A 26,595-nucleotide genomic window follows, 5' to 3' on the forward strand; every position below is an offset into this window, starting at 1 on the left:
GCTGCGCAAATGCGCCAGGTAGGTTTCCAGATTTTTTCGCCGGTCGTAACCGGCATGCTTCGCCAAGAGGACAAGGTTTATGGGTAAGAATGTCGTGGTCCTGGGCACCCAGTGGGGTGATGAGGGCAAGGGCAAGATCGTCGATCTGCTGACCGACCAGGCAGCAGCCGTGGTTCGTTTCCAGGGCGGCCACAATGCCGGTCATACCCTGGTCATCGATGGTGAAAAAACCGTTTTGCATCTTATTCCTTCGGGCATCTTGCGTGAAAACGTTCAATGTCTGATCGGCAACGGTGTGGTCGTCGCGCCGGATGCGTTGATGCGTGAGATTACCAAGCTGGAAGAAAAGGGCGTACCGGTGCGTGAGCGTCTGCGTATCAGTCCTGCCTGTACGCTGATCCTGCCGTATCACGTGGCGCTGGATCAGGCGCGCGAAGCCTCGCGTTCCGAAGGCAAGATCGGCACCACGGGCCGTGGCATCGGTCCTGCGTACGAGGACAAGGTGGCTCGTCGCGGGTTGCGTATCGGTGATCTATTCAACCCCGAGCGCTTTGCAGTGAAGCTGCGTGAGCTGCTCGAATATCACAACTTCATCCTGCAGAACTTCTACAAGGTCGAGCCCGTCGATTTCCAGAAGACGCTGGATGAGGCACTGGGCTACGCCGAAATACTCAAGCCGATGATGACCGACGTGTCGGCTCGTCTGCATGAGCTGCGCAAACAGGGCGCGCGTATCATGTTCGAGGGCGCCCAGGGTTCGTTGCTCGACATCGACCACGGTACCTATCCGTACGTGACCAGCTCCAGCACCACGGCCGGTGGAACCTCGACAGGCTCTGGCTTCGGTCCGCTGTACCTGGACTACGTGCTCGGCATTACCAAGGCCTACACGACCCGTGTCGGCTCCGGTCCGTTTCCGACTGAGCTGTTCGATGACGTGGGAGCGCGTCTGGCGGAGCGTGGTCACGAGTTCGGCTCTACGACCGGGCGTGCACGGCGTTGCGGCTGGTTTGACGCGGTGATCCTGCGTCGTGCCATCGAGATCAACAGTGTGTCGGGCATCTGCTTGACCAAGCTAGATGTGCTCGATGGGTTGGAAACCATTCGGATCTGCGTCGCATACAAGGATCGCAACGGTGAACTGCTGGTGGATGCGCCGACTGATGCGGATAGCTACCAAGGCCTGCAGCCAGTCTATGAAGAGCTGCCGGGCTGGTCTGAATCCACGGTTGGCTTGAAGTCGCTGGAAGAGCTGCCGGCCAATGCTCGTGCTTATATCAAACGTATAGAAGAGCTGGTCGAGGCGCCGATCGATATCATTTCGACCGGTCCGGATCGTAACGAGACGATTGTGCTGCGCCACCCATACGCCTGATCGACTACAGCAGAGGAGGCCGCCTTCGGGCGGCCTTTTTCGTTAGGTTGGCGCCCGGCCTGAGGCTCGCTATGGAAGGTTGAGCGATTGACAGGCAGAAACGAAAAAACCGAGCCAGTGGCTCGGTTTTTCTGAAGAGTGGTGCCCAGGAGAAGACTCGAACTTCCACGATGTTGCCATCGCTAGGACCTGAACCTAGTGCGTCTACCAATTCCGCCACCTGGGCACATTGCGACAATTGCTTATCGACTTTGTTTGTCGGTTGCTGGTCGAGGTCGACAGCCTCGTGTCTATGAGATGCTTGCGAAACGCAAGAATTTCATCAAATAAATGGTGCCCAGGAGAAGACTCGAACTTCCACGGTGTTGCCACCGCTAGGACCTGAACCTAGTGCGTCTACCAATTCCGCCACCTGGGCACTGCAAACGATGATACTTCATCGTTTCCGTGTTACAACGTCTACCAGACATTGTGGGCGCGAACTATACGGGCGAGGTTATGCCTTGTAAAGCCCCGCACAGGAAAAATAATTCGCTCGAAACGTGCCGCCGGCATGCGTTTCGCGCTTCAATAGATATAGGGCGTTCTGCCTCTATAAATGAATGAAAGGTGACATCTCTTAATGTCCGATTGGCAATCCCTCGACCCCGAGGCCGCACGTGAAGCGGAAAAGTACGAAAACCCCATTCCAAGTCGCGAGCTGATTCTCCAGCACCTGAGTGAGCGCGGCTCGCCAGCGGCGCGTGAGGAACTGGTGGAAGAGTTCGGATTATCCTCCGAAGATGATATCGAGGCTCTACGCCGCCGTTTGCGTGCGATGGAGCGAGACGGGCAGCTGATCTATACCCGGCGTGGCACCTATGCCCCGGTGGATAAGCTGGACCTGGTTTGTGGCCGCGTCAGCGGTCATCGTGACGGCTTCGGTTTTTTGATTCCCGACGATGGCAGTGATGATCTGTTTCTGAGTCCAGCGCAGATGCGTCTGGTCTTCGATGGCGATCGCTGCCTGGCGCGAGTTGCCGGGCTCGATCGTCGTGGCCGCCGCGAAGGCGCCATCGTCGAGGTCATCAGCCGTGCTCACGAGACGATCGTAGGTCGTTATCAGGAAGAGAGCGGCATCGGCTTCGTCATGGCTGATAACCCCAAGATTCAGCAGGAAGTTCTGGTGACGCCTGGCCGCTCCATGGAAGCCAAGCCGGGTCAGTTCGTCGAAATCAAGATCACGCATTGGCCAACTCAGCGCTTCCAGCCGCAGGGCGATGTGGTCGAAGTGATCGGCAACTACATGGCGCCGGGCATGGAAATCGACGTCGCCTTGCGTAGCTTCGACATTCCGCATATCTGGCCGGACGCCGTAAAGCGCGAAGCGGCCAAACTCAAACCGGAAGTCGAGGAAAAGGACAAGCAGAAACGCGTGGACCTGCGCCACCTGCCGTTCGTCACCATTGACGGCGAGGATGCGCGTGACTTCGACGACGCCGTCTACTGCGAAAAACTCAGCGGCTGGAAACTGTTTTCCGGTGGGTTCCGCCTGTATGTCGCCATCGCCGACGTGTCGCACTATGTGAAGGTGGGCTCCGCGCTCGATCAGGAAGCCGAAGTGCGTGGCACCTCTGTGTACTTCCCCGAGCGGGTGGTGCCGATGCTGCCCGAAGAGCTGTCCAACGGGCTCTGCTCGCTGAATCCTCACGTCGATCGGTTGGCCATGGTCTGCGAAATCACCCTGAGCAAATCGGGGAAGATGACCGACTATCAGTTTTACGAAGCGGTCATCCACTCCCACGCCCGACTGACCTACAACAAGGTCAGCAGCATGCTGGAACAGCCGACTTCGGCGGAGGGCAAGCGTCTGATCGGTGAGTACGGCGAAGTACTGCCGCACCTCAAGCAACTGTATGCGCTGTACAAGGTATTGCTCAAGGCGCGTCACACACGCGGTGCGATCGACTTCGAAACCCAGGAAACGCGGATCGTGTTCGGTGCCGAACGTAAGATTGCGGCGATCAAACCTACCGAACGCAACGATGCTCACAAGCTGATCGAGGAATGCATGCTATGCGCCAACGTGGCCACAGCACGCTTCCTTCAGGATCACGATATTCCAGGCTTATATCGCGTTCATGATGGCCCGCCACTGGAGCGCCAGGAGAAACTACGGGCCTTCCTAGGTGAACTGGGACTGAGCTTGCACAAGGGTAAGGAAGGGCCGACGCCCAAAGACTATCAGGCGTTGTTGGAGCGCATTCAGGGGCGTCCCGATTTCCATGTGATCCAGACGGTGATGCTGCGGTCGCTCAGCCAGGCTGTCTACAGTCCGGACAACAATGGTCATTTCGGTCTGAACTACGACGCCTATGCGCATTTCACTTCGCCGATCCGCCGCTATCCGGATCTGCTGATCCATCGCGCGATCCGCAGTGTGATTCGGTCACGCCGCGACACCTCACATGTGCGGCGCGAGGGGGCGACCAGCATGCCCAAGGCCCGCATCTATCCGTACGACGAGGCGGCGCTGGAACAGTTGGGTGAGCAGTGCTCGATGACCGAGCGCCGCGCCGACGAGGCAACTCGTGACGTGGTGAACTGGCTCAAGTGCGAGTTCATGAAGGATCGGGTTGGCGAAAGCTTTCCTGGTGTGATCACGGCGGTAACCGGGTTCGGCCTGTTCGTCGAGTTGACCGATATCTATGTCGAAGGCCTGGTGCACGTAACTGCCATGCCTGGCGATTACTATCACTTCGATCCGCTGCACCATCGTCTCTCCGGTGAGCGCAGTGGCCGAAGCTTCCGTCTCGGCGATAGCGTCGAGGTGCGGGTAATGCGCGTCGATCTAGACGAGCGCAAGATCGACTTCGAGTTGATCAGTGGCGGCAGCAAGACCGGGAGTCGCGAATCCGGCTCGGCGGATAACCGCGGCGCCCGTAAAGATACTCGCAGCAAAAAAAGCGCCGAAACTTCGAAAGGGCGTGAGCCGGTCAGTGCCGATGTACGCAAAAGTCGCGAAGTGAAGAAGGCATTATTGTCAGATGCCAAGAGTGGTACGGCGAAGAGCAAGCCCAAGCGCAGTTCAGCGAAGCCCAAGACGTCGGGCAAGCCCTCCTCCAAGCCGGATGGCGGCGCACCGCGCAAGCGTAAGGCCAAGTCATGAGCGATCTGGAAAAAATCTACGGCCTGCATGCCGTAGAGGCCTTGCTGCGTCATCATCCGAAGCGGGTCAAGCAGATCTGGCTGGCTGAGGGGCGTGACGATCCGCGAGTGCAGGCGTTAGTCCAATTGGCCGCACAGTTCAAGGTGCGTGTCGGTCAATGCGAGCGTCGCGAGATGGATGCCTGGGTCGAAGGTGTGCACCAGGGGGTGATCGCCGACGTCAGCCCCAGTCAGGTGTGGGGCGATGCGATGCTTGAAGAGTTGCTGGATCGGACGGAGCGCGCGCCGCTGCTGCTCGTGCTCGATGGTGTCACCGATCCCCACAATCTGGGGGCCTGCCTGCGGACGGCCGATGCGGCCGGTGCGCTGGCTGTAATCGTTCCCAAGGACAAGTCCGCCACCTTGAACGCCACGGTGCGCAAAGTTGCCTGCGGAGCGGCGGAGGTTATTCCACTGGTTGCAGTCACCAACCTCGCCCGAACGCTGGAGAAACTGCAGCAGCGCGGCTTGTGGGTCGTGGGTACGGCCGGCGAAGCCGAGCAGGAAGTCTACGATCAGGATCTCAGTGGCCCCATCGTTCTGGTGATGGGTGCCGAAGGAAAGGGCATGCGGCGCCTGACCCGTGAACACTGTGATTTCCTGGTCCGGCTGCCAATGGCTGGGAGCGTCAGTAGCCTCAATGTCTCTGTCGCCACTGGCGTCTGCTTGTTCGAAGCGCTGCGCCAGCGTCGTTCGGCGACTCGCTGAGGACCAGTGACGGCGCCCTTCCTGCGCCGATCCGCTCTTGAAAGCCGCTCCTCTCGAAACGGATTGTTCCTTGTGCGGTCAATTACCTGTTCTGAGGCTGACTGGCGGTCTCTGAGTTAATGTTTGGTTGGGGCCTGGGTCACGGGCACCAGCGTTTGATCGCGGCCGGCGACAGGCTCGCATCATGGAGGTTGTATGCCGCAACGCCCGCCTTTCGAGGCATTGTTCAGGTCTTCTCCGAACGCCTATCTGCTGCTTGATCGGGAGCTCGTCATCCTGGATGCCAACGAGGCATACCTGAGGCTTACGGCGCGGACGCTCGAAGACATCGTCGGGCGGCGCATAGACGACGCGTTCGCCGCTGATCCGCAGGCGCCTGAAACCACTCACGTCGAACAACTACTGGACTCCTTTGCCCGGGTGCTGCGCAACAAGGCTCTGGATACGCTGCCGGTCATCCGCTACTCGATCGCGGTGAGCTCCGATCGCGGGGCGTCCTACGAGGACCGTTACTGGAGCGCGACTCATACACCGCTGTTCGATGAACAGGGCGAAGTGAGCGCTATTCTGCAGCACACCGTGGATATCACTGAGTTGCAGTCGCTGAAGGCATCGCTGCGTTCGACTGAACTAAGAGGCCAGCCCTTGCAGCAGATCGAGGCCGCAATCATGTCGCGCGCCAAGTCGATACAGGCTGAAGGCACACAGCTGCGCCAGTTGTTCGCTCAGGCGCCGGGTTTCGTCTGTTTTCTGCGCGGTCCGGGGCACGTGTTCGAGTTGGTCAACGAGGCTTATCAACAGCTGACAGGTCACCGCGAGCTCATTGGGAAAAGGGTGGTCGATGCCTTGCCCGAGCTCCGAGGGCAGGCGTTCATCGATCTGCTGGATCAGGTTTATCGGTCCGGCGAGCCCTTCATCGGCAGAAGTATGCGGGCGCTGCTACAGCGCCAACCCGACACGGCACCTGAAGAGGTATTCGTCGATTTCGTCTTCCAGCCGATCATCGAGCGTGATGGGCAGGTCTCGGGCATTTTTGTCCAGGGCAGCGACGTGACCGAGCAGCAGCGCAGTCAGCGGGAACTGCAGGAGCATCGCGAACATCTCGAGGAGCTGGTTCGCGACCGGACGCGCGAGCTGATGCATAGCGAATCCGAGCGGCGAGTGGCGGAGGCTGCGCTGATCCAATCGCAGAAGCTCGAGGCGGTGGGTAAGCTGACCGGTGGCATTGCCCACGACTTCAATAACATGCTGCAGATCATTGGTGGCAACCTCCAATTGCTGCGCCGTAACCTAGGTGCCGACGAGACCGCGCAGCGACGTCTGGAGTCGGCGGTCGGTGGCGTGGAAAAAGGTGCACGACTGGCATCACAGTTGCTTGCGTTCGCCAGCCGGCAACCGCTTCAGCCGCAGTCGGTCGATCTGGGAGATCTGCTGGGGCAGATGAGCGAGTTGCTGGACGGCGCGCTGGGGCGGGCTGTCCGGGTGAATGTCGACGTCCAGCCGGATCTGTGGCCGGTTTTTGTCGACGTGGGCAACCTGCAGGCCGCGATTCTCAACCTTGCGGTCAATTCGCGCGACGCGATGGCAGATGGCGGTGCGTTGCATGTGCGTCTGTGCAACCGCTCGCTGAACACTGAGCAGTTGGCGGCGCAACCGGATGCCGCTGCGGGTCCCTACGTGGAGCTAAGCGTCATCGACGAGGGTGAAGGGATGCGTCCGGAGGTCCTGGAGCGGGCATTCGAGCCGTTTTTCACGACCCGCAAGGATGCCAATGGTTCTGGTCTCGGCTTGAGCATGGTTTATGGCTTTGTCAGACAGAGCGGTGGCTTCGTCGTGTTGGAGAGCGAAGAAGGCCGTGGCACGTCCGTCCGGGTTTATCTGCCGGCCACCGCTGCTGAGGGTGCACAAGAGACTCCCGGGCCGTCGATTGCCGGCAATCCGGAGCCAGCGATCGCGACAAGTGTCAGTGCGGTCGAGGTGACGCCGAAGGCGTCCGATGGCTTGAGTATTCTCTTCGTAGAAGACGATCCGACGTTGCGGATGTTGACCGGCGAAGTGATCGAGGAGCTCGGACACGAAGTCAGCCTCTGCGAGTCGGCGGAGGCTGCACTGGAGATGCTGGGGCAGCGTCGTTTCGATGTTCTCCTGACGGATGTCGGGCTGGCGGGTATGAGTGGCATTGAACTGGTGCGTCAGGCCAAGTCGCAGGATGCGGCGCTGAGCGTGGTCATCGCTTCCGGTTATGCCATCAATGCCCGAGACGAAGGTCTGGAAGATCTGCGCACCATGCTCAAGCCTTACGACATTCATCAGGTCAGGACCTTGCTCGAAAGCATTCGGGCCGAGCGGTCCGCCGCGGGGCACGGCTGAGGAGGGCTGGTTAAATAATCACCAAAGCGCCTTGCGTGGTGGGCCGGGCTTCTCTAGAATTGCGCCCCTTGCCCGGATGGCAGGTGTTTGCGCGCCTCTCTGGCAGGCAAGACAACATACTCATTCACTCCTTGCCTGACCCGTGTTGTGCGGCAGGCTGCAACCCGTAAGGAGCAACAATGCGTCATTACGAAATCATCTTTCTGGTCCACCCCGACCAGAGCGAGCAGGTTGGCGGCATGGTGGAGCGTTACACCAAGCTGATCGAAGAGGACGGTGGCAAGATCCATCGGCTGGAAGACTGGGGTCGTCGTCAGCTGGCTTACGCCATCAACAACGTGCACAAGGCTCATTACGTGATGCTGAACGTTGAGTGCAGCGGCAAGGCACTGGCTGAGCTGGAAGACAACTTCCGCTACAACGACGCCGTCATCCGTAACCTGGTCATTCGTCGCGATGAAGCCGAGACTGAACAGTCCGAGATGCTGAAGGCCGAGGAAAACCGTAGCGAGCGCCGTGAGCGTCGTGATCGCCCTGAATCTGACTCTGTCAACGATAACGACAGTGACAGCGACAGCAGCGACAACAACGCTGACGAGTAATCCACGGACCTATTGAGGAGCCTATTTCATGGCACGTTTTTTCCGTCGTCGTAAGTTCTGCCGTTTCACTGCAGAAAACGTGAAAGAGATCGACTACAAGGATCTCAACACGCTGAAGGCCTACATTTCCGAAACCGGCAAGATCGTTCCTAGCCGTATCACCGGAACCAAAGCACGCTATCAGCGCCAGCTGGCTACCGCTATCAAGCGCGCCCGCTTCCTGGCCCTGCTGCCCTACACCGACAGCCACGGCCGTTGATCGAACTGTTCGGCAGACGTAAAGGATAAATCGCATGCGCGCCCTGGCTGACTTCATCATGCGCGGCCGCATGCAGGCGATTGTTGTAGTGGCTGGCTCTGCGGCGCTGCCGATGTTGTTCTGGCTGTGTGCTGCTGCAGGAAGCCTGGTGTTGTTGCGCCGCGGGCTGAATGACGCGCTGGGCGTATTGGTCTGGGCTGTATTGCCCGCACTGGTCTGGTGGTACTTCGGCGATCCGCGCACGTTGCTGGTATTGCTGGGATCGTTCGGGTTAGCGCTGCTGTTGCGCAGCCAGCGCTCCTGGCCCCGTGTGATGCTGTGTAGCGTAGGGCTCGGGTTGTTGTATGCCTGGGCGCTTGGAGTGGTTTTTGGCGAGCCGATCGCGGCGCTCGCTGCCGAGTTGCAGAAAATGTTGCCCGACATGCTGTCGGACGCCTATCAGCAACTTTCGGTGGAAGAGCAGGCGCGTTTGGGGGCTTTGCTGACACCGGTTCTAACCGGCTTGTTGGCGGCGCTGCTGCAGATCACTACGCTGCTCAGTTTGATGCTGGGACGGTATTGGCAGGCGCTGCTGTACAACCCAGGTGGCTTCGGTCTCGAGTTTCGGACGCTGCGTTTTTCGCCAGCGCCGGCAATGGTGCTCCTCGCGGGCATGTTGCTTGGACCGAGTCTCGGTGTGCAGATGGCGATGCTGGCCCCGCTGTGCAGTGTTCCGCTGGTGTTTGCCGGTATTGCGCTGGTGCACGGGCTGGTGGCGAAGAGCCGGATGTCACGGTTCTGGCTGGTGGGGCTTTACGTCACGCTGGTGCTGTTCATGCAATTGATTTATCCGTTACTGGCCATCTTGGCCATTGTCGACAGCTTGTTTGATTTTCGCGGTCGGGCATCTCGTGATGACGATGCGGGACCTGCGAACGGTGAAGGTTAAGTTAAAGAGGTAAGACTCAAATGGAAGTCATCCTGCTGGAAAAAGTCGCAAACCTGGGCAACCTGGGCGACAAGGTAAACGTCAAGTCTGGTTACGGTCGCAACTACCTGCTGCCGCAGCGCAAGGCTACTGCCGCTACCGCGGCTAACATCGCCGAGTTCGAAGCTCGTCGTGCCGAGCTGGAAAAAGCGGCTGCTGAGCGTAAGGCCTCTGCCGAAACTCGCGCTGCTCAGCTGTCCGAATTGGAAGTCACCATCACCGCTACCGCGGGCGATGAGGGCAAGCTGTTCGGGTCCATCGGTACTCACGACATCGCCGATGCGCTGACCGCTTCTGGCGTTGAAGTGGCCAAGAGCGAAATCCGCTTGCCAAACGGCACCATCCGTCAGGTTGGTGAGTACGACGTAGCCGTGCATCTGCACACCGACGTCGAAGCGACCGTGAAGCTGATCGTGGTGGCTGGCTGAGACCGGCCTGCGTCTGGCACCCCTGGTGCCTGACGCGTAACATCGGGCACGTTTCCACGCGAGTGGAACGTGCCCTTTGTCTTTTCTGAACATAAGAAGTCTGTTGCCGTTTCGTCGAGCCGCACTGAGACGATGACAGGCCCCGAGAATACCGAGTGCCATGAACGACATCAGCGTCCCCCAACAGTACGATCTGGAAACCGCCGCACTCAAGGTGCCGCCGCATTCCATCGAGGCCGAACAGGCCGTTCTTGGCGGCCTGATGCTGGACAATAATGCCTGGGAGCGTGTGCTCGACCAGGTCTCCGATGGCGATTTCTATCGCCATGACCATCGGCTCATCTTTCGCGCCATTTTCACCCTGGCCGAGCGCAACTCGCCATTCGATGTGGTAACGCTGTCCGAACAGCTGGACAAGGAAGGTCATCTGCCTCAGGTGGGCGGGCTCGCCTATCTCGGTGAGCTGGCGAAAAACACCCCGTCCGTGGCGAACATCAAGGCGTACGCGCAGATCATCCGCGAACGCGCAACGCTGCGCCAACTGATCGGCATCAGCAACGAGATCGCCGACAGCGCCTATGCGCCGCAGGGCCGTACCGGTGAAGAGATCCTCGACGAAGCCGAGCGACTGATCTTTCAGATCGCCGAAGCGCGCCCCAAGACGGGTGGGCCGATGGGCATCAACGACATCCTGGTCAAGGCGATCGACCGGATCGACTCGCTGTTCAATGCCGGTGAGGCGATTACCGGCCTATCGACCGGCTTCACCGACCTGGACGAGGCCACCAGTGGCTTGCAAGCAGCTGACCTGATCATCGTTGCTGGTCGCCCCTCGATGGGTAAGACGACCTTCGCGATGAACCTGGTGGAAAACGCCGTGCTGCGTTCCGATAAGGCGATTCTGGTGTTTTCGCTGGAAATGCCAGCCGATTCCATCGTGATTCGTATGCTGGCCTCGCTGGGCCGTATCGACCAGACCAAGGTGCGGACCGGCAAACTCAGCGACGACGACTGGCCGCGGTTGACCTCGGCGGTCAACCTGCTCAACGACCGCAAGCTGTTCATCGACGATACCGCCGGCATCAGCCCGTCGGAAATGCGCGCCCGAACGCGGCGTCTGGCACGCGAGCACGGGGAGATCGGCATGATCATGGTCGACTACCTGCAGCTGATGCAGATCCCTGGTTCCAGCGGCGACAACCGGACCAACGAGATTTCCGAGATTTCTCGCTCGCTGAAAGGTCTGGCGAAGGAGTTCAATTGCCCGGTGATCGCGCTGTCGCAGCTCAACCGCTCGCTTGAGCAGCGACCCAACAAGCGTCCGGTCAACTCCGACCTCCGTGAATCCGGAGCCATCGAGCAGGACGCCGACATCATCATGTTCGTCTATCGGGATGAGGTCTATCACCCGGAAACCGAATACAAGGGCGTCGCCGAAATCATCATCGGCAAACAGCGGAACGGTCCAATCGGCACGACACGCCTGGCATTCCTCGGCAAGTACTCGCGCTTCGAGAACCTGGCACCTGGCAGTTATCAGTTCGACGACGAATGATTCAGGATCTGTAGACCGGTGTCATGGCCTCGCCACACAGATACGGGGCGAGATAGTCCTCCAGTCGCTGCCCAGGGGCCGGATGGTAGGTCTCGTCGAGGTCGTCCAGGCTGTCCACCCGGTCTATGCGGAAGTTGCGAAAGTCATTGCGCAACTCGCACCAGCTACACAGCGTCCAGGTCTGCCCCCAGAAGAACAGGCCCAGCGGCCAGATACGCCGCAGGCTGGCTTGCCCGCTTTCGTCGCGGTAGCTCAGTTGCAGCTTGCGTCGTTGACGGATCGCCTGGCGCAGCTGACCGAGCCAATGCACCGGATAGACGTTCACCTCCGGGGCGAATAGGCGGTTGCCATTGAGCTCTTCACGCAGGGCAGCGGGTAGCACACCGTGGATTTTCGCCAGTGCCGACTCAGCGGCCCGCTGCAGGTCGGGGTCAGCCCAGGCGTTGACCATGCGCGCACCGACCACTAGCGCTTCGATCTCTTCACGTTCGAACATCAGCGGCGGCAGATCCATGGGCTGGCGCAGCACATAACCGACCCCAGCTTCGCCCTCCAGCGGCACTCCGGAGAGTGACAGATCCTGAATGTCGCGGTAGATGGTGCGCACCGAGACCTGCAGGCGCTCGGCCAGCCACTGCGCCGTGGTCAGGCGACGGCTGCGCAGGAACTGGACGATCTGGAACAGGCGGTCGGCGCGTCTCATGCTCTTCCTTGGCGGTCGCGATGATCGGGCGAGCGATTGCTCGCCCGCCCGGGTGGCGGGTCAGGACATGCTGTGCAAGCCTACTTCGTTGCCTTCGCTGTCTTTTATCACAGCGATGTAACCATGGGGAGCGATGGACATCTTGCCCTGAATGATCACGCCCCCGGCCGCCGGTACTCGGTTCACCACGTCAGCCAGTTGCCCTTCGACATTCAGATAGATCCGAGTGCCGCCGATACCGCTTTGCTGTTCAGGCGCGAGGCTCAGGCACCCACCGACGCCGTTGTCCGGGCCGTGGGGAAACAGGGCCATGCGTCCGCCCATGCCCTCCATTGTCTCCAGCGAGGTTGCCAGGGCCTGCTCATAGAACCGACGGGCGCGCTCGAAGTCACTGACGAACAGTTCGAACCAGTTGATTGCATTCATCTCTCTCTCCTTGGAATGGCAATGTCAGCAGGCGAGTGCCGTGGATGGCGTGCTTTGGCCTGCGTAGACCACTCTAAGTCAGGGCTACTGACAGCTTACTGTCAGTAGCCTCGGCGGGCTTCGTCTGGCGGCTAGTGCGTGCTGGAAGGTTGGTGCGCTTAGGTCGGCTTAACAGCACACTGCTGAGTGAGCCGTTTCGTGGCGCCCGGTAAGTGTTGTTGATCGCCAGACGTTTGCAGCTTGAGGGGCGAGAGTTAAGATGATTGGCTCCAGTACCCCCGCAGAGCCCGCTCCATGCGCCCCCTAGTTGCAACCATCGATCTGTCCGCGCTTCGTCACAATTATCTCTTGGCCAAACGTTGCGCTCCCGGTCGCCAGGCATTTGCGGTGGTCAAGGCCAACGCCTATGGGCATGGCGCGCGCGAGACGGTGACAGCGTTGCGTGAGATTGCCGACGGTTTTGCCGTGGCTTGCCTGGAAGAGGCCGAAGATATTCGCGCCAGCGCGCCGGGCGCGCGGATTCTGCTGCTCGAAGGCTGTTTCGAGCCCGCCGAGTATTTGCGAGCCGCCGAGTTGGGGCTGGATGTCGCCATACAGGACCAGCGCCAGGCCGAATGGTTGCTAGCCGCTGATCTGTCCCGTCCACTGAACGTCTGGCTGAAGCTCGACTCGGGCATGCACAGGCTGGGCTTCACCCTGGAAGGCCTGCGCCTGTGCCATGCGCAGCTCAAAGGATTGGGACAGGTTGCCGAGCTGAATCTGATCAGCCACTTTGCCTGCGCCGACGAGCGCGGCCATCCGCTGACCGGGCTTCAGTTGGAGCGCTGTGGCGAGCTGCTGGAATTGGCGTTCGACAATTGTTCGCTGGCCAACTCAGCCGCTGTGCTGACGCTGCCCCAGGCGCACATGGCCTGGATTCGTCCCGGTATCATGCTGTACGGCGCCACGCCTTTCTCAGAGCTGAGCGCGCAGACGCTAGGGCTCAAGCCCGCGATGACGCTGACAGGCGCGCTGATCGCGATTCGTGAGCTGCAGCCTGGTGAAAGTGTGGGCTACGGTGCCGGTTGGGTGGCACAGCGCGCCTCGCGGATTGGCACCGTCAGCTGTGGGTACGCCGATGGCTATCCGCGCACCGCCCCTTCCGGCACCTCGGTGGTGATCCATGGCCAGCGCGTGCCGCTGACCGGTCGGGTGTCGATGGATATGCTGGCCGTCGATCTAACCGACGTGCCGCAGGCGCAGCTCGGTGATGCGGTGGAGTTGTGGGGTGCGCAAATGCCGATCGACGAACTGGCGCAGGCCTGCGGGACTATCGGCTACGAGCTGCTGACCAAAGTCACCGGCCGGGTGCCGCGCCGCTACGTTGGCTGATTCTCCGACGCTCGTTGCCCATCCTGCTGCATCCACTTCCCGCGGCCTTGATGCTTGGCGCGGTAGAGCGCCTGGTCCGCTGCCTTGTAGAGCTGAGCGAAGTCCTCCGCGTGATGGGGAAAGAACGCAGCGCCAACGCTGATCGTGACCGCCAGGCTAATCTCGCCATGGGGTACGGGTTGCGACAGCTCCTGCAGCAATCGCTCGGCGATGCGTCCGGCTACCTGCTCTACATTTGGACCAGTCAACAGCACGGCGAACTCATCGCCGCCGAGGCGGGCTGCCATGTCGTTGTCGCGAAGCTGGCTGGCAAGGCGCTGGCCTAACGTGCGCAGCAGCAGGTCGCCGGCATCGTGGCCGTGCTTGTCGTTGATAGGTTTGAAATGGTCCAGGTCGATCAGCAGCAGGGCGACGGATTCGTGGCGGCGTCGAGCGTCGCTCAACGCCATCTCGACACGCTCGATGAGATAGCGGCGGTTGGGCAGCTCGGTCAGCGGGTCGTGGAAGGCGACCTGCTTCAATTCGACCTCCCGTTCGCTGAGATGTCGGTTGGCTTCGGCGAGCTCGGCGGTGCGGGTTTCCACGGCGAGGCTGAGCTGCTCGGCGCTGGCTTGAACCTGTTTCAGTCGTGCGGTCTTTTCCTTATCGGCATGTTCCAGAGCTGCTGCCCGCTCCTGCTTGAGGATCTGGATGCGGTAGGCCAGCGCGAAGGAGAACAGGATGGATTCCGCGGTCACCGCCAGTGGGAAGAGGTAGGCGTTCCAGGCCGCGGGCTGAACCACACCGGTGGCACGTAGCAAAAGCAGATTGACGCTACCTAGGATCACGCCGAAACCGAGCAGATAAAGCAATGCTGGGAAGTAACCCTGACGCCAGCGACGGAACGACGCCCACAGCGAGGCAGGGATGGCGGTGAGCGCCAGCGCCACGAATACCCAGGCGCCGAACGCGCGCCAGCCAAAGGCATTGAGCAGCACGGCGGTGACATAAAGGGTCAAGGCAAAGGTCAGTAGGCGGTGCGCCCAGGGCACGAACTGGCGCGTCTGCAAAAGCGTCTGGGTGAAGCGGCAGGCACTGAAACCCCATAGCGCCGGGATGCTGATGCGGTCGAGCCAGAAGGGTACCGGGCCGTCCGGCCAGAGGTACTGAAAGCCATGGCCGGTCATCGCCAGGATCATCAGTAACGCGCCGCTGGTCGTTACCACATACCAGAAGTAGGCGTTGTCGTGCAGGCTGAGAAAGATGAACAGGTTGTACAACAGCATCGCCAGGATGACGCCATAAATCAGGCCGAGAAACAGGTTCTCGCCTACCGCCTGTTCCTGCAACGCGTCGAGCTGCCAGACCTTGAGTGGAAAGGAATTGCCGGCCGGGTCGTAGCTGCGCAGATAGAAGGTTGATGGCTGTTGGTCGCTGAGCTGCGGAAGGCGAACAGCATGCGCCGATAGGCATGGTCACGTCCTTCGTCAAAACTCACCAGCTCTCCGGATTGCCGCTCAATCCAGCCGCCGTTGCCGTCCGGCAAATAGATGCGGAGGTCCTTAAGGGTGACCGATCCGACCTCCAGCCACCACTGCGATGGCGCGTCGCTATTTCGTTGCAGGCTGACGCGGATCCACCAGGGGTGCGGGCTTTGCCCGACACTGGCTTTGCCCTCGGCTGGCTGAAAGCGCGCCTGAACCTCTGGGCGGTGCAGGTCGGCCACGCTCAGTTGCGCACCTGGGTCCGCCAGCAACGCAACCTGCTCGTTCAAGCTGCGACCACTGTCGCTGGCGTCGAGGACGGCGGTTTCGGCATGGGCTGAGCCCTGGTTGCAAAGGCTCAGAAGCAAGGCGAAAAGGACGGTGCGCACCGAATACTCCCGGGCTTGAGGCAATATTGTCGCGCGATTATAGCGGGCGAAAGTGACAAGGCGCGCGCCCGTCGCGAAGGCCGATAAGACCCCGCGTAGCAGTCGGATTTGGTCATTTTTTGTGCTATATTCCGCGCCCGTTTTCGTTGCCCCGGTTCCTCGCCATGCACGCAGCCAAGCCCCTTTTCGACTATCCCAAGTACTGGGCCGAGTGTTTCGGCCCGGCACCGTTCCTGCCGATGAGCAGGGAGGAGATGGATCAGCTCGGCTGGGATTCGTGCGACATCATCGTCGTCACCGGGGACGCCTACGTCGACCATCCATCGTTTGGCATGGCCATTATCGGTCGTCTGCTGGAAGCGCAGGGATTTCGCGTTGGCATCATCAGTCAGCCCGACTGGCAGAGCAAAGATGACTTCATGAAGCTCGGCGAGCCGAATCTGTTCTTCGGGGTTGCTGCCGGCAACATGGATTCGATGATCAATCGCTACACTGCCGATCGCAAGGTGCGCTCTGACGACGCTTATACCGCGGGCGGCTTGGCAGGCAAGCGACCGGACCGCGCCAGCTTGGTCTACAGCCAACGCTGCAAGGAGGCCTACAAACATGTGCCTGTGATACTCGGCGGTATCGAGGCCTCGCTGCGCCGCATCGCCCATTACGATTACTGGTCGGACAAGGTACGTCGTTCGATCCTGATGGACGCCACGGCCGACATCCTGCTCTACGGCAACGCCGAGCGCGCCATCGTCGAAGTGGCGCAGCGCCTGGCCCGGGGTGAGTCGATCGAAGCCATCACCGACGTGCGCGGCACCGCGTTCATCCGCAAGGATTCGCCGGACGGCTGGTTCGAGATCGACTCGACCCGTATCGACCGGCCGGGCAAGATCGACAAGATCATCAACCCCTACGTCAATACCCAGGACCTTTCTGCCTGCGCCATCGAGAAGGACAAGGGCCCGCAGGACGATCCCAACGAGGCCAAGCCGGTCGAGCTGCTGCCGCACCCGAAACTCGAGCGTGACCGCACGGTGATCCGCCTGCCGTCGTTCGAGAAGGTGCGCAACGACCCGGCGCTATACGCCCACGCAAACCGTGTGCTGCACCTGGAGACCAACCCCGGCAACGCCCGCGCACTGGTGCAGCGTCACGATGATCACGAGCTGTGGCTCAACCCACCGCCGATTCCGCTGACCACCGAGGAGATGGACTACGTGTTCGCCGCGCCCTATGCGCGCGTTCCGCACCCTGCTTATAACGGGGCGAAGATCCCGGCCTACGAAATGATCCGTTTCTCGGTGAATATCATGCGTGGCTGCTTCGGTGGCTGCACCTTCTGCTCGATCACCGAGCACGAGGGCCGAATCATCCAGAGCCGTTCCCACGAGTCGATCCTGCATGAGATCGAGGAGATGAAGAACGTGCCGGGCTTTACGGGCGTGGTCTCCGACCTCGGCGGCCCGACCGCCAACATGTATCGTCTGGCCTGCAAGAGCCACGAAATCGAGAAGCACTGCCGCAAACCGTCCTGCGTATTCCCCGGTATCTGCGAGAATCTCGATACCGACCATAGTTCGCTGATCGAGCTGTACCGCAAGGCGCGGGCGCTGCCTGGCGTGAAGAAGATCCTGATCGCCTCCGGGCTGCGCTACGATCTCGCCGTCGAGTCGCCAGAGTACGTCAAGGAGCTGGTCACCCATCATGTTGGTGGCTATCTGAAGATCGCGCCGGAGCACACCGAGCGGGGCCCGCTGGACAAGATGATGAAGCCGGGGATCGGCAGCTACGACAAGTTCAAGCGGATGTTCGAGAAGTATTCGAAGGAGGCGGGCAAGGAGCAGTACCTGATCCCGTACTTCATCGCCGCGCACCCCGGCACCACCGACGAGGACATGATGAATCTCGCGCTGTGGCTGAAGGGTAACGGCTTCCGCGCTGACCAGGTGCAGGCGTTCTATCCGTCGCCGATGGCCTCGGCTACTGCGATGTACCACACCGGCAAGAATCCGCTGCGCAAGGTGACCTACAAGAGCGAAGGCGTCACCGTGGTCAAGAGCGAGGAGCAGCGCCGTCTGCACAAGGCATTTCTGCGTTATCACGATCCCAAAGGTTGGCCGATGCTGCGTGAGGCGCTGATCCGCATGGGCCGCGCCGACCTGATCGGCAATGGCAAGCATCAGCTGATCCCGGCGCACCAGCCAGCCACCGAGGGTTACCAGAGCGCGCGACGCAAGAACTCCACCCCGGTCGGTAGCAAGAAGGCCGGGCAGGGCGGCAAGATCCTCACCCAGCACAATGGCCTGCCACCGCGCAGCCATGATGGTAATGCTTGGGACAAGCGCGAGCAGGCCAAGGCCGCGGCCGAGGCCCGGCGCAAGGCAGCTGCCGGTGGCGGCAAGCCATCCGGCAAGGGGCGCAAGCCTTCCCAGCGTCCCGTCGCGCCACGTTGATAGCCGCTATCAGCGGCTCTGGCCACTTCACGACTGGGCAGGGCGCGCTTAGTCCTTGAAGGCAAGCGTCGCCTGGTTCAGTTCGCTGGCCAGGTGCATCATCCGTTCGCTCTGCTCGCGGCCGCGATTGATGTGCGCCAGATTGCTGTCACCGAGCTGATGGATGCGTTCGCTGTGATCGCGGATCTCGCTTACCGCCTCGCTCTGCTGTGCGGTGGCATCGGCAATCTGCACGGCCATATGTTCGATTGAGCCGATAGTGACGACGATCTGATTGAGTGCGGAGTCGGCGGTTTCGGCCAGCTGGGCGGTCGCTTCGGCATGATTGACCTGCGTTCGCATGGCCTCGACGGATTGGTGGGCGGCCAGCTGCAGGTTGCCGATCAACTGCTGAATTTCATCGGTGGCGCCACTGGTACGCTGCGCCAGTGTGCGCACCTCGTCGGCGACTACGGCGAAACCGCGACCTTGCTCGCCAGCTCTGGCGGCCTCGATCGCGGCATTCAACGCCAGCAGATTGGTCTGCTCGGCGATCGAGCGAATCACGGTCAGCACTTTGCCGATGGTGCCGGTTTCGTCGGCCAGATGCTCAATCGCGCGTGCGTTGTTTTGCACTTCGCTAACCAGACTATGCAACCCCGTCAGACTTTTGCTGATGACGGTCTGGCCGTGGTTGACCGCCTGGCTTGCGGCGCGACCGGCTTCGGCCGTCTGCCCGGCACCGTTGGCCACGGCCTGGATGGTTGCTTCCAGTTCCTCCAGAGAGTCTCGAATCTGAGCGGTATCGCTGTTCTGGCGGCTGGCGCTCTGATGCAGATCACCGCTCAGTTCCGCGAGGCTGCGGCTATTGCCGGTTACCGCCTGGGCATGCTGGCGCAGCGTGCCGACGAGGGTGAGTAAATAGCTGCGCAGCTGGTTGAGCGAGGCACCGATCTCGTTCATTTCCGGCGTTCGGAAACGAAGCCCGATGGGCTTCTCGAAATTACCTCCCGCCCAGGCTGAAAGGACGGGTACAAGCTGCCCCAGTGCGCGCGTCAGCTGGCGCTGCAAGCGATCGATCGCAAGGGCAATCAGCAATATCAGGGCGATGATCGTGCCCTGAATAATGCGTACTTCCGATTGGATCCGTCCATGCTCGGCGCGTATCACCGGCTCCAGCTCGGCAAGCGCACGTTGCAGGGCGGCGATTTTCTGTTCGCTGCTGGCCAACAGTTCGCTGCGCTGGAGGATCAGTTCGCGAGTCCGCTGAAGCTCGCCGGGATAGCGTTTGATCAGAGCGAGCAAGTCGCGCTTGAGCGAGATGCCCTGGTCTTCGCTGGTCGGCCCCTGTGGTTGGTCATCCAGATCAAGCAATGCGGCGAAAGCGCTGGCGCCGGAGCGTTGTTCGGTTGCGATGCCAAGCAGGGGCAGCGAATCAAGTTTGCTGGCTTCTTCGCCCAGCGCCTGCAGAGCCTGCCCCACTTCCGTCGCCAATTCGTCCCGCCCGCTGCTCACCAGCTTGCCGCGTGCATGGCTGAGGCGCAGCAGCTGGCGGACGGACTCGAACAGGGGCATCTGGTATCGGCTTGCAGTCGGCTGAGTGCTTTGCGTCGTGTAACGCTGCAACTGCGCCAGCGCGCCGGCCATCTCCCGTTCGGCCTGCAAGAGCAGACCCTGTGGATCTCCGGCGAGTTTGCCAGCAGCCAGAAGCTCAGTGGCAGTGAACTGATTGAGCTGCGCAAGGCTGGGCCGTAGACGGTCGGCGAACTGGCTCGGCAAGACCGCTACATCGTCTGCCAGACTGTCCAGCGCCTGCATCGCGGCGTTGTGGCGTACCGCGTTGCCGTCAGCTAGATAACCGTGGATGTTACTGGCAACTTCATGTTCGAAGCGTTGCGAAAGGCCCAGGTAGCGATCCATCAGCTGATAGGGACGCTGTAGCGCCCGCTCCGACCACCAGAGCGTGATGCCTAATGCGAGGCAGATTGCAACGAGCAGGCATGTGTTGAGGGTGGTGATCGACTTCAGACGCATCCTGACCTCCGGTCGTTGGGGAGGTCAGCAATGTATGGCTATTTGATGTCACTCGCGTGACAGGAGGAACCGCTCTACTCGGTTACGACCGGCGTTTTTCGCACGATAAAGCGCTTCATCTGCTTGTTGGGTCAGCGACTTGATGTCGGCGTCTGGCGTCAGTTCGGCGATACCACAACTGAAGGTGCAGCAGAGATCCGCCTGTTGCGCCGGATAGCGTATCTCGGCAAAACGCTGACGGATATCGTCGAGCACTTTCACCGCGTCTTCCGCCTGGGTATCTGGCAGCACCACAGCGAACTCCTCGCCGCCATAGCGACCGATATGGTCGGTCTTGCGCAGACGCTGCTTGAGGAACAGGGCCAGGCTCTTGATGACCCGGTCGCCCATGGGGTGTCCATAGGTGTCGTTGACCTTCTTGAAATGGTCGATATCGATCATGGCGAAGCACAGTGGCTGGCCGTCGCGGCGTGCGCGTGAGCTGGCATCCTCGAGCAATTGCAGGCTGTGTGTATGGTTGTAGAGCCCGGTGAGGCTATCACGAACGATTCTGGCCTTAAGGTTGCGTGCTCGCTCGGCACGGGTGCGCACTGTGGCGATCAGATGGCTGGGCTTGATCGGTTTGGTCAGGAAATCATCGCCCCCTTCATTCATCGCATCGAGCTGTTTTTCGAGGTCGTCTTCTGCCGACAGGTAGATGATCGGTACGCTCACGTAGCGTTCGTGCTGACGAATCACCTTGGCCAACTCGGTACCCATGCATTCAGGCATGTACATGTCGAGGATGATCAGGTCGGGTTGAAACTCGGCCAAATAGTTGATGGCCTGAATCGGCTCGTTGAGCGTCTGGGTGATTATCCCGGCATTGTTCAGAACCCGCTCGGTGTGCGTCGCCTGTGCACGTGAATCATCGATGATGAGCACCCGGAAAGGCTCGTAGTGGGCGGTACGGGTGAAAATTTCGATCTTTTCCAGCAGGTTCGAAGCGTCAATGGTGCCGGTAAAGAATTCCAGCCCACCGGCACGTACGGCGGCCAGCCGCATCGGGGTATCCGTTTCCTGATGGCTGAAGAAGATCAATGGCAGCTTCTCCTCCAGACCTTGCTGCACGCGTTCGGCGAGCTTCAGGCCTTCACCGGAGCCGTTGAAGTCGACATCCATGACCAGCGCCGCGGGATGGCGCTCATGCATGGCGGCCAGAAATTCGCTGTCGCTGGTGAAAGCCCGAGCGGCCATGCTGAAGAATTCGAGTTGCCGGACCACATGCTTGGCGCGCTCATGGTCGTCCAGCGCGATGTAGACGGGCTTGCTCAACGGCGGAACGTAGCCCGATTGCCCACGCGGGTCGCCGTGACGAAGACCGGTACGCGCGAGGCGATAGACCAATTGACTGAGCGTGGCGATGGTGTCGCTCGATAAACGTCCGCGGTTGTCCTTGATATCAGCCAGGCAGCTATCGATGCCGAGTGCCAGTTGGCGATGCTCGGTCTGCTCGAAGCGCTCGGCAAATCGACGCAAGCGCTGATTGGCGTCAGCGAGCGCGGTCCGGTAGTTGTCGTTCCATTCGCCGCGCTGCAGCTGTTGCCAGACTTCGAGCACCTCGCGTGCCTGATGAATGACTCGTTGCGCGAAGTGCTGTTTTAGTTCTTCCTGGTCCGACATGTCCGGTTCCCTGGCCCGCTGCCGCAGTGCTTTCAGAGGTCGCTATGGTGGCGTGATGCTACCACTGTATGGGCGTTGCAAAGGCGCTGTATAAGCGGTCTGGTTCTCATTATGGGGCTTGCTGTGGATGAGCTGCGTTATAGTGGTTCACACGCCGTAACGCTCCCCGTTACCGGTGGTCGAATCTTGAACTCCGAAAGAAGGACAGACGCCCATGTTGGACTGGAAGAACCGCTTTGGCCGCCTCGGCTCATCGGGAAATACCGCCAGAGCGGAAGGGGCGACACGTAACCCGCTAGTGCTGGCTCTCGCCGTGGCGATCGGACTCTACTTGCTGGTTGCGCTGCTGGTGGGCTGGTACTGGAGCTCTGAGCCCGACCGCTTCCCAGTGCAACAGCATGTGCGGCAAGCAGCCGAAACGTCACAACGGCAGATCGTCAACGGCTACACCACGGTCGAAACGCTCAGGCAGGTTGCCAGCACCCTGCTGGACAAGCCGGGTGGCTACCTGACCAACGACATCGCGCCTCCCGGCCTGTGGCTGGATAACATGCCCAGCTGGGAATACGGCGTGCTGGTTCAGGTTCGTGACCTCAGCCGTGCGCTACGCAAGGATTTCGCGCGTTCCCAGTCCCAGTCTACTGAGGATGCCGACCTGTCCAAGGCCGAACCCTTGTTCAATTTCGACAATCGCAGCTGGGCGCTGCCGGCTAGCGAATCGGAATACCGTAACGGCATCCGCTTCCTGGATCGCTATTTGGCACGCCTGAGCGATCCCGCGCCCAAGGCGCAATTCTATTCGCGCGCCGACAATCTCAATAACTGGCTGGGGGATGTAGGGACCCGGCTGGGGTCGCTGTCGCAGCGACTGTCGGCCAGCGTCGGCCGGGTACGCCTGGATGCCCGCGTGGCACCTGAGTTGGAACGTGAAGGGGTACAGCAGGTGGTCGAGGAACAACGCGTCGAGACGTCCTGGCTGCAGATCGACAACGTGTTTTACGAAGCGCGAGGGCAAGCTTGGGCCTTGTCGCATCTGCTGCGTGCCATCGAAGTGGACTTCGCTGACGTGTTGGCCAAGAAGAACGCGGCGATCAGCGTCAGGCAGATCATTCGTGAACTCGAGGCGGCACAGGAGCCGCTCTGGAGTCCGATGGTGCTCAACGGCAGCGGTTATGGTGTGCTGGCCAACCATTCGCTGGTGATGGCGAACTATATCTCGCGGGCCAATGCGGCGATCATCGATCTGCGCAATCTGCTGTCGCAGGGGTAAAGCTCAGGCGGCTCTTAGGGGCCGCCGCCGCTTGCGGTTCAATCCAGTCCGAGCTTCTTCAACCGGTAGCGCATGGAGCGGAACGACAGGCCCAGACGCTGGGCCGCCGCGGTGCGATTCCAGCGGGTTTCCTCCAGTGCCTGCATGATCAGCTTGCGCTCGATTTCCTCGAGGTGGTCTTCGAGATTGTCGATCTGCGCAAGGCTTGCCTCGCCGTTTTCGGCTATGCCCGGCGCGTCGGACAGGCGCAGATCGCTGGGTTTGATTTCCTCACCTTCACAGAGTGTGTAGGCGCGCTCCAGCATGTTTTCCAGCTCGCGTACGTTGCCCGGGAATCGATAGCTCTGCAGTTTCGCCAGCGCATCGGGATGCAGGCGGGCGGCCGTATCGCCACATTCCTGGGCGAGGCGACGGAGCATGACCTCGGCCAACTGGGCAATGTCTTCGCGGCGCTCGCGCAGCGGCGGCACACGTAGCTCGATGACATTCAGGCGATAGTACAAATCCTGGCGAAAACGCCCAGCGGTGACTTCGTTGGCCAGATCCTTATGCGTAGCGCAGAGAATCCGTACATCGACCACGACTTCCTTGGACCCGCCAACCGAACGCACGGCTTTTTCCTGAATGGCGCGCAGCAGCTTCACTTGCATTGGCAAGGGAAGGTCGGCCACCTCATCGAGAAACAGCGTGCCACCATTGGCTGCCTGGAACAGACCCGGTTTGTCTTCCATGGCACCGGTGAAACTGCCTTTCTTATGCCCGAAGAACTCGCTTTCCATCAATTCCGACGGGATCGCACCACAGTTGACCGGAACGAATGGACGTTCATGACGTGGGCCCTGCTCATGGATCAGCCGTGCCACCAGTTCCTTGCCGCTGCCCGACTCACCGCTGATATAGACCGGCGCCTGGCTGCGCGCCAGTTTGCCGATCTGCTTGCGCAGCACGTTCATAGGGGGCGAGGCGCCGAGCAAGCGACTATCGACCGTCAGCTCGTTGGGGTTCGGATTACGCAGCCGCAGCGCGGTGTTGACCAGTTCGCGTAGCCGCCCGAGATCCACCGGCTTGGTCAGAAAATCGAAAGCTCCGGCCTTGAGCGCACCGATGGCGGTGTCGAGGCTGCCATAGGCAGTGATCATTGCCACGGGCAGGTGCGGATACTGCTGCTGAATGAACTGCACCAACTCCAGTCCGCAGCCGTCCGGCAGACGCATGTCAGTCAGGCATAAATCATAGTGCTCGCGCGCCAGGCACTCGCGAGCTTCCTTGAGATTGCGGGCGCTGCGGGTGTCCAGCTTCATGCGTCCAAGGGTGATCTCCAGGAGTTCCCGGATATCGGGTTCGTCATCGATGATCAGCGCTTTCTGGCGGGCGGTCATGGTCTCGGTCTTTTAGCTGACGGGTGGCGCGGGGCCGCAATGTTAACGCTACAGTGCGTGCTTTGTACCGCGACCGTGGCTGATTGTGACCTGTGCCTGCTTGGCACGCCTCAGCTCAGCTTACGCGGATGCGCGAAAACGATGCGAAAACAGCTGCCACCCTCATCTCGTTCACGATAGTCCAGGCGTGCTTGATTGCTTTCACAGAGTTCTCGTGAAATATAGAGCCCCAGGCCCGTGCCCTTGTTCTCTGTCGTGAAGAAGGGCTCGAAGATATTCTGCAGTTGCTCGGACGGCACACCGGGCCCGTCGTCGAGGACCTCGAGCACCGGCAAATCGCTGGTCTCATCGCGGAATACCTGCAGCCATACCTGCGCCTGGCCATTTTTCTGAGCACTGTAGCGCAGGCCGTTCTGCACCAGGTTGGTCAGCACCTGGATCAGCTGGTTCGGATCCATGCGAGTCTGCAGCGAGCTGCCGCGGGTTTCCACGTGTATGCGCTGGTCAGGCGGCAGCGACTCGCGAAATTCGCTGGCGAACCGGTGTACCCAATACTTTAGGTCCAGCAACTGCGGTTCGGCTTGCCGGCGGCGTGACAGCTGAAGCACGTTCTCGATGACCAGATTCATGCGTCGAGAATGATCCTGAATGATCTGCGTCAGACGCAAATCGCCTGCATCCAGCGCGTCGGATTCCTGTAGCAGCTGCGCCGCATGACTGATTGCGCCGAGCGGATTGCGGATCTCGTGGGCGATGCTGGCGGTTAGTCGGCCGAGCGAGGCGAGCTTGAGCTGCTGGGCCTTCTGCGCGATTTGCGAGGTGTCTTCAAGAAAAATCAGGGTGTCCTGCTTTACCCCATGCTGCAGCGCGGCGAAGCTTGGTTGCAGCGTGGCGCCGTCCGGCGTTGCCTTGAAGTTGCGCGGGCGCAGGGTTGGATTGTCGCGCCATTGCTGAAGCGCTCTGATCAGCTCGGGGCAGCGAGGGGCCAGACGCTCGCCGGTCAATGATTGCTGGCCGAGCAGCTCAAGTGCGCCTTGGTTGGCCAGCAGCACGCGCTCCTGCGGGTCGAGCACGATGATCCCGGTGCGCATACGCTGCAGGATCTGGGCATTCAGCGCTTCGAGATTGGCGACTTCCTCGGCACGTTGGCGGGCGAGTGTTTCGCTGACCTGCAGCCGTCGAGTCAGGCCTTGCACCAGCAGCGCGGCGGCAAAGCATAGCGTGCCCAGCGCCGCGGCCTGGACGTACTGACTGCTGGCCGCGGTGTCGCTGAGGCTGAGGTAGAAGGTCAGGTAGATGAGGCCGGTCGCGGCCACCGCGGCGATGAAAAAGCCGATGCGCCCGTGCAGCAGAATGTTGGCGATGGCGACTGCGACAATCAGCAGGTTGCCGATCCCGCTGGGTGTGCCGCCGGCGAAATAGAACAGTGCCGCGAGCAGGGTGACGTCCAGCAGCGCGAGCGCCAGCACCGGCAGCTCCCGCTTCGGGTTCTGCAGCAGCACGGCGATGAGGATGTTGAGAATCAGATAGAGCCAGGCGCCGTGGTAAAACGCCGCCGGGTTGATCATGCGCATCAGGTCGTTGTGCAGGTCGCTACTGATGAGCAGGACCAGCACGAGGCCGATCGCGACGCGATAAAGATGGTAGAGCCGAAGGATTCGCCGGCCCTGGAGGCCGAGAAACGTCAGGCGCTCAGTTCCCACCCGATTGACGGTCCTGTTCCAGGTGGGCCTGACTGCAATACCAGCGCTCTTGGCTCTGCAGCGCCTGTTCACGCGGCAGGTGCACGCCGCACTGCGCGCAGCGAACCGTCATCACGGTGGTTTCTTGCGGTTTACGGGCCGTAGTGGGCTTGCTCGTCAGTCGACGCCAGAGCCAGAACGCTGCGGCAATCAGAACGATCCAGAACAACAGGCGAAACAGACCCATATTTCTACTTCCTGGCTAAGCCATGCGGGCCTGCCGATCTGGCAGGCTCCGTGCGTGGTGGTGCACTCTGGTCGATGTTGCCGGTATCGT

Annotated in this window: 19 protein-coding genes, 2 tRNA genes and 1 pseudogene; 12 read left to right on the forward strand and 10 right to left on the reverse strand. The window is 60.8% G+C overall.

The features are described from left to right. The first annotated feature begins 79 nt into the window (after positions 1 to 79). Positions 80 to 1,375, forward strand: a complete 1,296-nt coding sequence (locus tag UF78_RS03990; protein ID WP_045160747.1) for an adenylosuccinate synthase — start codon at positions 80 to 82, stop codon at positions 1,373 to 1,375. Positions 1,376 to 1,514: 139 nt separating this feature from the next. On the opposite strand, the gene UF78_RS03995 is transcribed toward UF78_RS03990, so the two are convergent. Beyond that, positions 1,515 to 1,601, reverse strand: a tRNA-Leu gene (locus UF78_RS03995). A 105-nt stretch (positions 1,602 to 1,706) separates the two neighbouring features. Continuing rightward, a tRNA-Leu gene (locus tag UF78_RS04000) sits at positions 1,707 to 1,793 on the reverse strand. Positions 1,794 to 1,997: 204 nt separating this feature from the next. Here UF78_RS04000 and rnr point away from each other — a divergent pair. From rnr to dnaB, 8 genes are all read left to right on the forward strand, one after another. Continuing rightward, complete coding sequence (rnr, locus tag UF78_RS04005) at positions 1,998 to 4,523, forward strand: ribonuclease R (RefSeq protein WP_045160748.1); 2,526 nt, start codon at positions 1,998 to 2,000, stop codon at positions 4,521 to 4,523. Continuing rightward, complete coding sequence (gene rlmB / locus UF78_RS04010; protein ID WP_045160749.1) at positions 4,520 to 5,269, forward strand: 23S rRNA (guanosine(2251)-2'-O)-methyltransferase RlmB; 750 nt, start codon at positions 4,520 to 4,522, stop codon at positions 5,267 to 5,269. Before rnr ends, rlmB begins: the two co-directional genes overlap by 4 nt. A 195-nt stretch (positions 5,270 to 5,464) precedes the next feature. Beyond that, positions 5,465 to 7,639 carry a PAS domain-containing protein gene (locus tag UF78_RS04015; protein ID WP_045160750.1) on the forward strand — a complete coding sequence of 725 codons (2,175 nt, stop codon included), beginning with the start codon at positions 5,465 to 5,467 and terminating at the stop codon, positions 7,637 to 7,639. Between the two features lie 179 nt (positions 7,640 to 7,818). Beyond that, positions 7,819 to 8,241, forward strand: coding sequence for a 30S ribosomal protein S6 (gene rpsF, locus UF78_RS04020; RefSeq protein WP_045160751.1), 423 nt, complete (start codon positions 7,819 to 7,821; stop codon positions 8,239 to 8,241). A gap of 28 nt (positions 8,242 to 8,269) precedes the next feature. Beyond that, complete coding sequence (rpsR, locus tag UF78_RS04025) at positions 8,270 to 8,500, forward strand: 30S ribosomal protein S18 (RefSeq protein ID WP_019340128.1); 231 nt, start codon at positions 8,270 to 8,272, stop codon at positions 8,498 to 8,500. A 34-nt stretch (positions 8,501 to 8,534) separates the two neighbouring features. Further along, a complete protein-coding gene (locus UF78_RS04030) occupies positions 8,535 to 9,428 on the forward strand; it encodes a hypothetical protein (RefSeq protein ID WP_045160752.1) in 894 nt (297 codons plus the stop codon). A gap of 20 nt (positions 9,429 to 9,448) precedes the next feature. Continuing rightward, a complete protein-coding gene (gene rplI / locus UF78_RS04035; RefSeq protein WP_045160753.1) occupies positions 9,449 to 9,895 on the forward strand; it encodes a 50S ribosomal protein L9 in 447 nt (148 codons plus the stop codon). A 160-nt stretch (positions 9,896 to 10,055) separates the two neighbouring features. Continuing rightward, positions 10,056 to 11,450, forward strand: coding sequence for a replicative DNA helicase (gene dnaB, locus UF78_RS04040; RefSeq protein WP_045160754.1), 1,395 nt, complete (start codon positions 10,056 to 10,058; stop codon positions 11,448 to 11,450). Position 11,451: 1 nt separating this feature from the next. Here the strand turns inward: dnaB and UF78_RS04045 are convergent, their stop codons facing one another. Together UF78_RS04045 and UF78_RS04050 are read right to left on the reverse strand one after the other, a co-directional pair. After that, entirely contained in the window at positions 11,452 to 12,153 is a 702-nt protein-coding gene (locus tag UF78_RS04045; RefSeq protein WP_045160755.1) for a helix-turn-helix transcriptional regulator, read from the reverse strand. Positions 12,154 to 12,213: 60 nt separating this feature from the next. Then, the gene (locus UF78_RS04050; protein WP_045160756.1) at positions 12,214 to 12,579 is read right to left on the reverse strand and encodes a VOC family protein; all 366 of its coding nucleotides are present in this window, start codon (positions 12,577 to 12,579) and stop codon (positions 12,214 to 12,216) included. A gap of 294 nt (positions 12,580 to 12,873) precedes the next feature. Here UF78_RS04050 and alr point away from each other — a divergent pair, with 294 nt between their 5' ends. Beyond that, positions 12,874 to 13,950, forward strand: a complete 1,077-nt coding sequence (gene alr, locus UF78_RS04055) for an alanine racemase (RefSeq protein ID WP_045160757.1) — start codon at positions 12,874 to 12,876, stop codon at positions 13,948 to 13,950. Here the strand turns inward: alr and UF78_RS04060 are convergent. Then, a pseudogene (locus UF78_RS04060) lies at positions 13,938 to 15,802 on the reverse strand (diguanylate cyclase domain-containing protein). The gene alr and the pseudogene UF78_RS04060 overlap by 13 nt on opposite strands. 164 nt (positions 15,803 to 15,966) lie before the next feature. Here UF78_RS04060 and UF78_RS04065 point away from each other — a divergent pair. Then, entirely contained in the window at positions 15,967 to 18,252 is a 2,286-nt protein-coding gene (locus tag UF78_RS04065; RefSeq protein WP_045160759.1) for a YgiQ family radical SAM protein, read from the forward strand. Between the two features lie 48 nt (positions 18,253 to 18,300). Here the strand turns inward: UF78_RS04065 and UF78_RS04070 are convergent, their stop codons facing one another. Beyond that, positions 18,301 to 20,265, reverse strand: coding sequence for a methyl-accepting chemotaxis protein (locus UF78_RS04070; protein ID WP_045160761.1), 1,965 nt, complete (start codon positions 20,263 to 20,265; stop codon positions 18,301 to 18,303). Between the two features lie 48 nt (positions 20,266 to 20,313). Further along, the gene (locus tag UF78_RS04075) at positions 20,314 to 21,927 is read right to left on the reverse strand and encodes a response regulator (protein ID WP_045160762.1); all 1,614 of its coding nucleotides are present in this window, start codon (positions 21,925 to 21,927) and stop codon (positions 20,314 to 20,316) included. Positions 21,928 to 22,141: 214 nt separating this feature from the next. On the opposite strand from UF78_RS04075, the gene UF78_RS04080 reads away from it, so the two are divergent. Continuing rightward, a complete protein-coding gene (locus tag UF78_RS04080; RefSeq protein ID WP_045160763.1) occupies positions 22,142 to 23,197 on the forward strand; it encodes a DUF2333 family protein in 1,056 nt (351 codons plus the stop codon). Between the two features lie 38 nt (positions 23,198 to 23,235). Here UF78_RS04080 and UF78_RS04085 read toward each other — a convergent pair whose 3' ends face one another. The 3 genes from UF78_RS04085 to UF78_RS04095 form a co-directional block, all read right to left on the reverse strand. After that, complete coding sequence (locus UF78_RS04085; protein WP_045160764.1) at positions 23,236 to 24,576, reverse strand: sigma-54-dependent transcriptional regulator; 1,341 nt, start codon at positions 24,574 to 24,576, stop codon at positions 23,236 to 23,238. Positions 24,577 to 24,686: 110 nt separating this feature from the next. Further along, a complete protein-coding gene (locus tag UF78_RS04090; RefSeq protein WP_045160765.1) occupies positions 24,687 to 26,279 on the reverse strand; it encodes a sensor histidine kinase in 1,593 nt (530 codons plus the stop codon). Continuing rightward, on the reverse strand, positions 26,269 to 26,505 hold the full coding sequence (locus UF78_RS04095) for a PP0621 family protein (RefSeq protein ID WP_045160766.1): 237 nt from the start codon (positions 26,503 to 26,505) through the stop codon (positions 26,269 to 26,271). Before UF78_RS04095 ends, UF78_RS04090 begins: the two co-directional genes overlap by 11 nt. Between the last annotated feature and the right edge of the window lie 90 nt (positions 26,506 to 26,595).

Source organism: Stutzerimonas stutzeri (genome assembly GCF_000952685.1).
In the GTDB taxonomy this organism is placed as follows: Bacteria; Pseudomonadota; Gammaproteobacteria; order Pseudomonadales; family Pseudomonadaceae; genus Stutzerimonas; species Stutzerimonas stutzeri_E.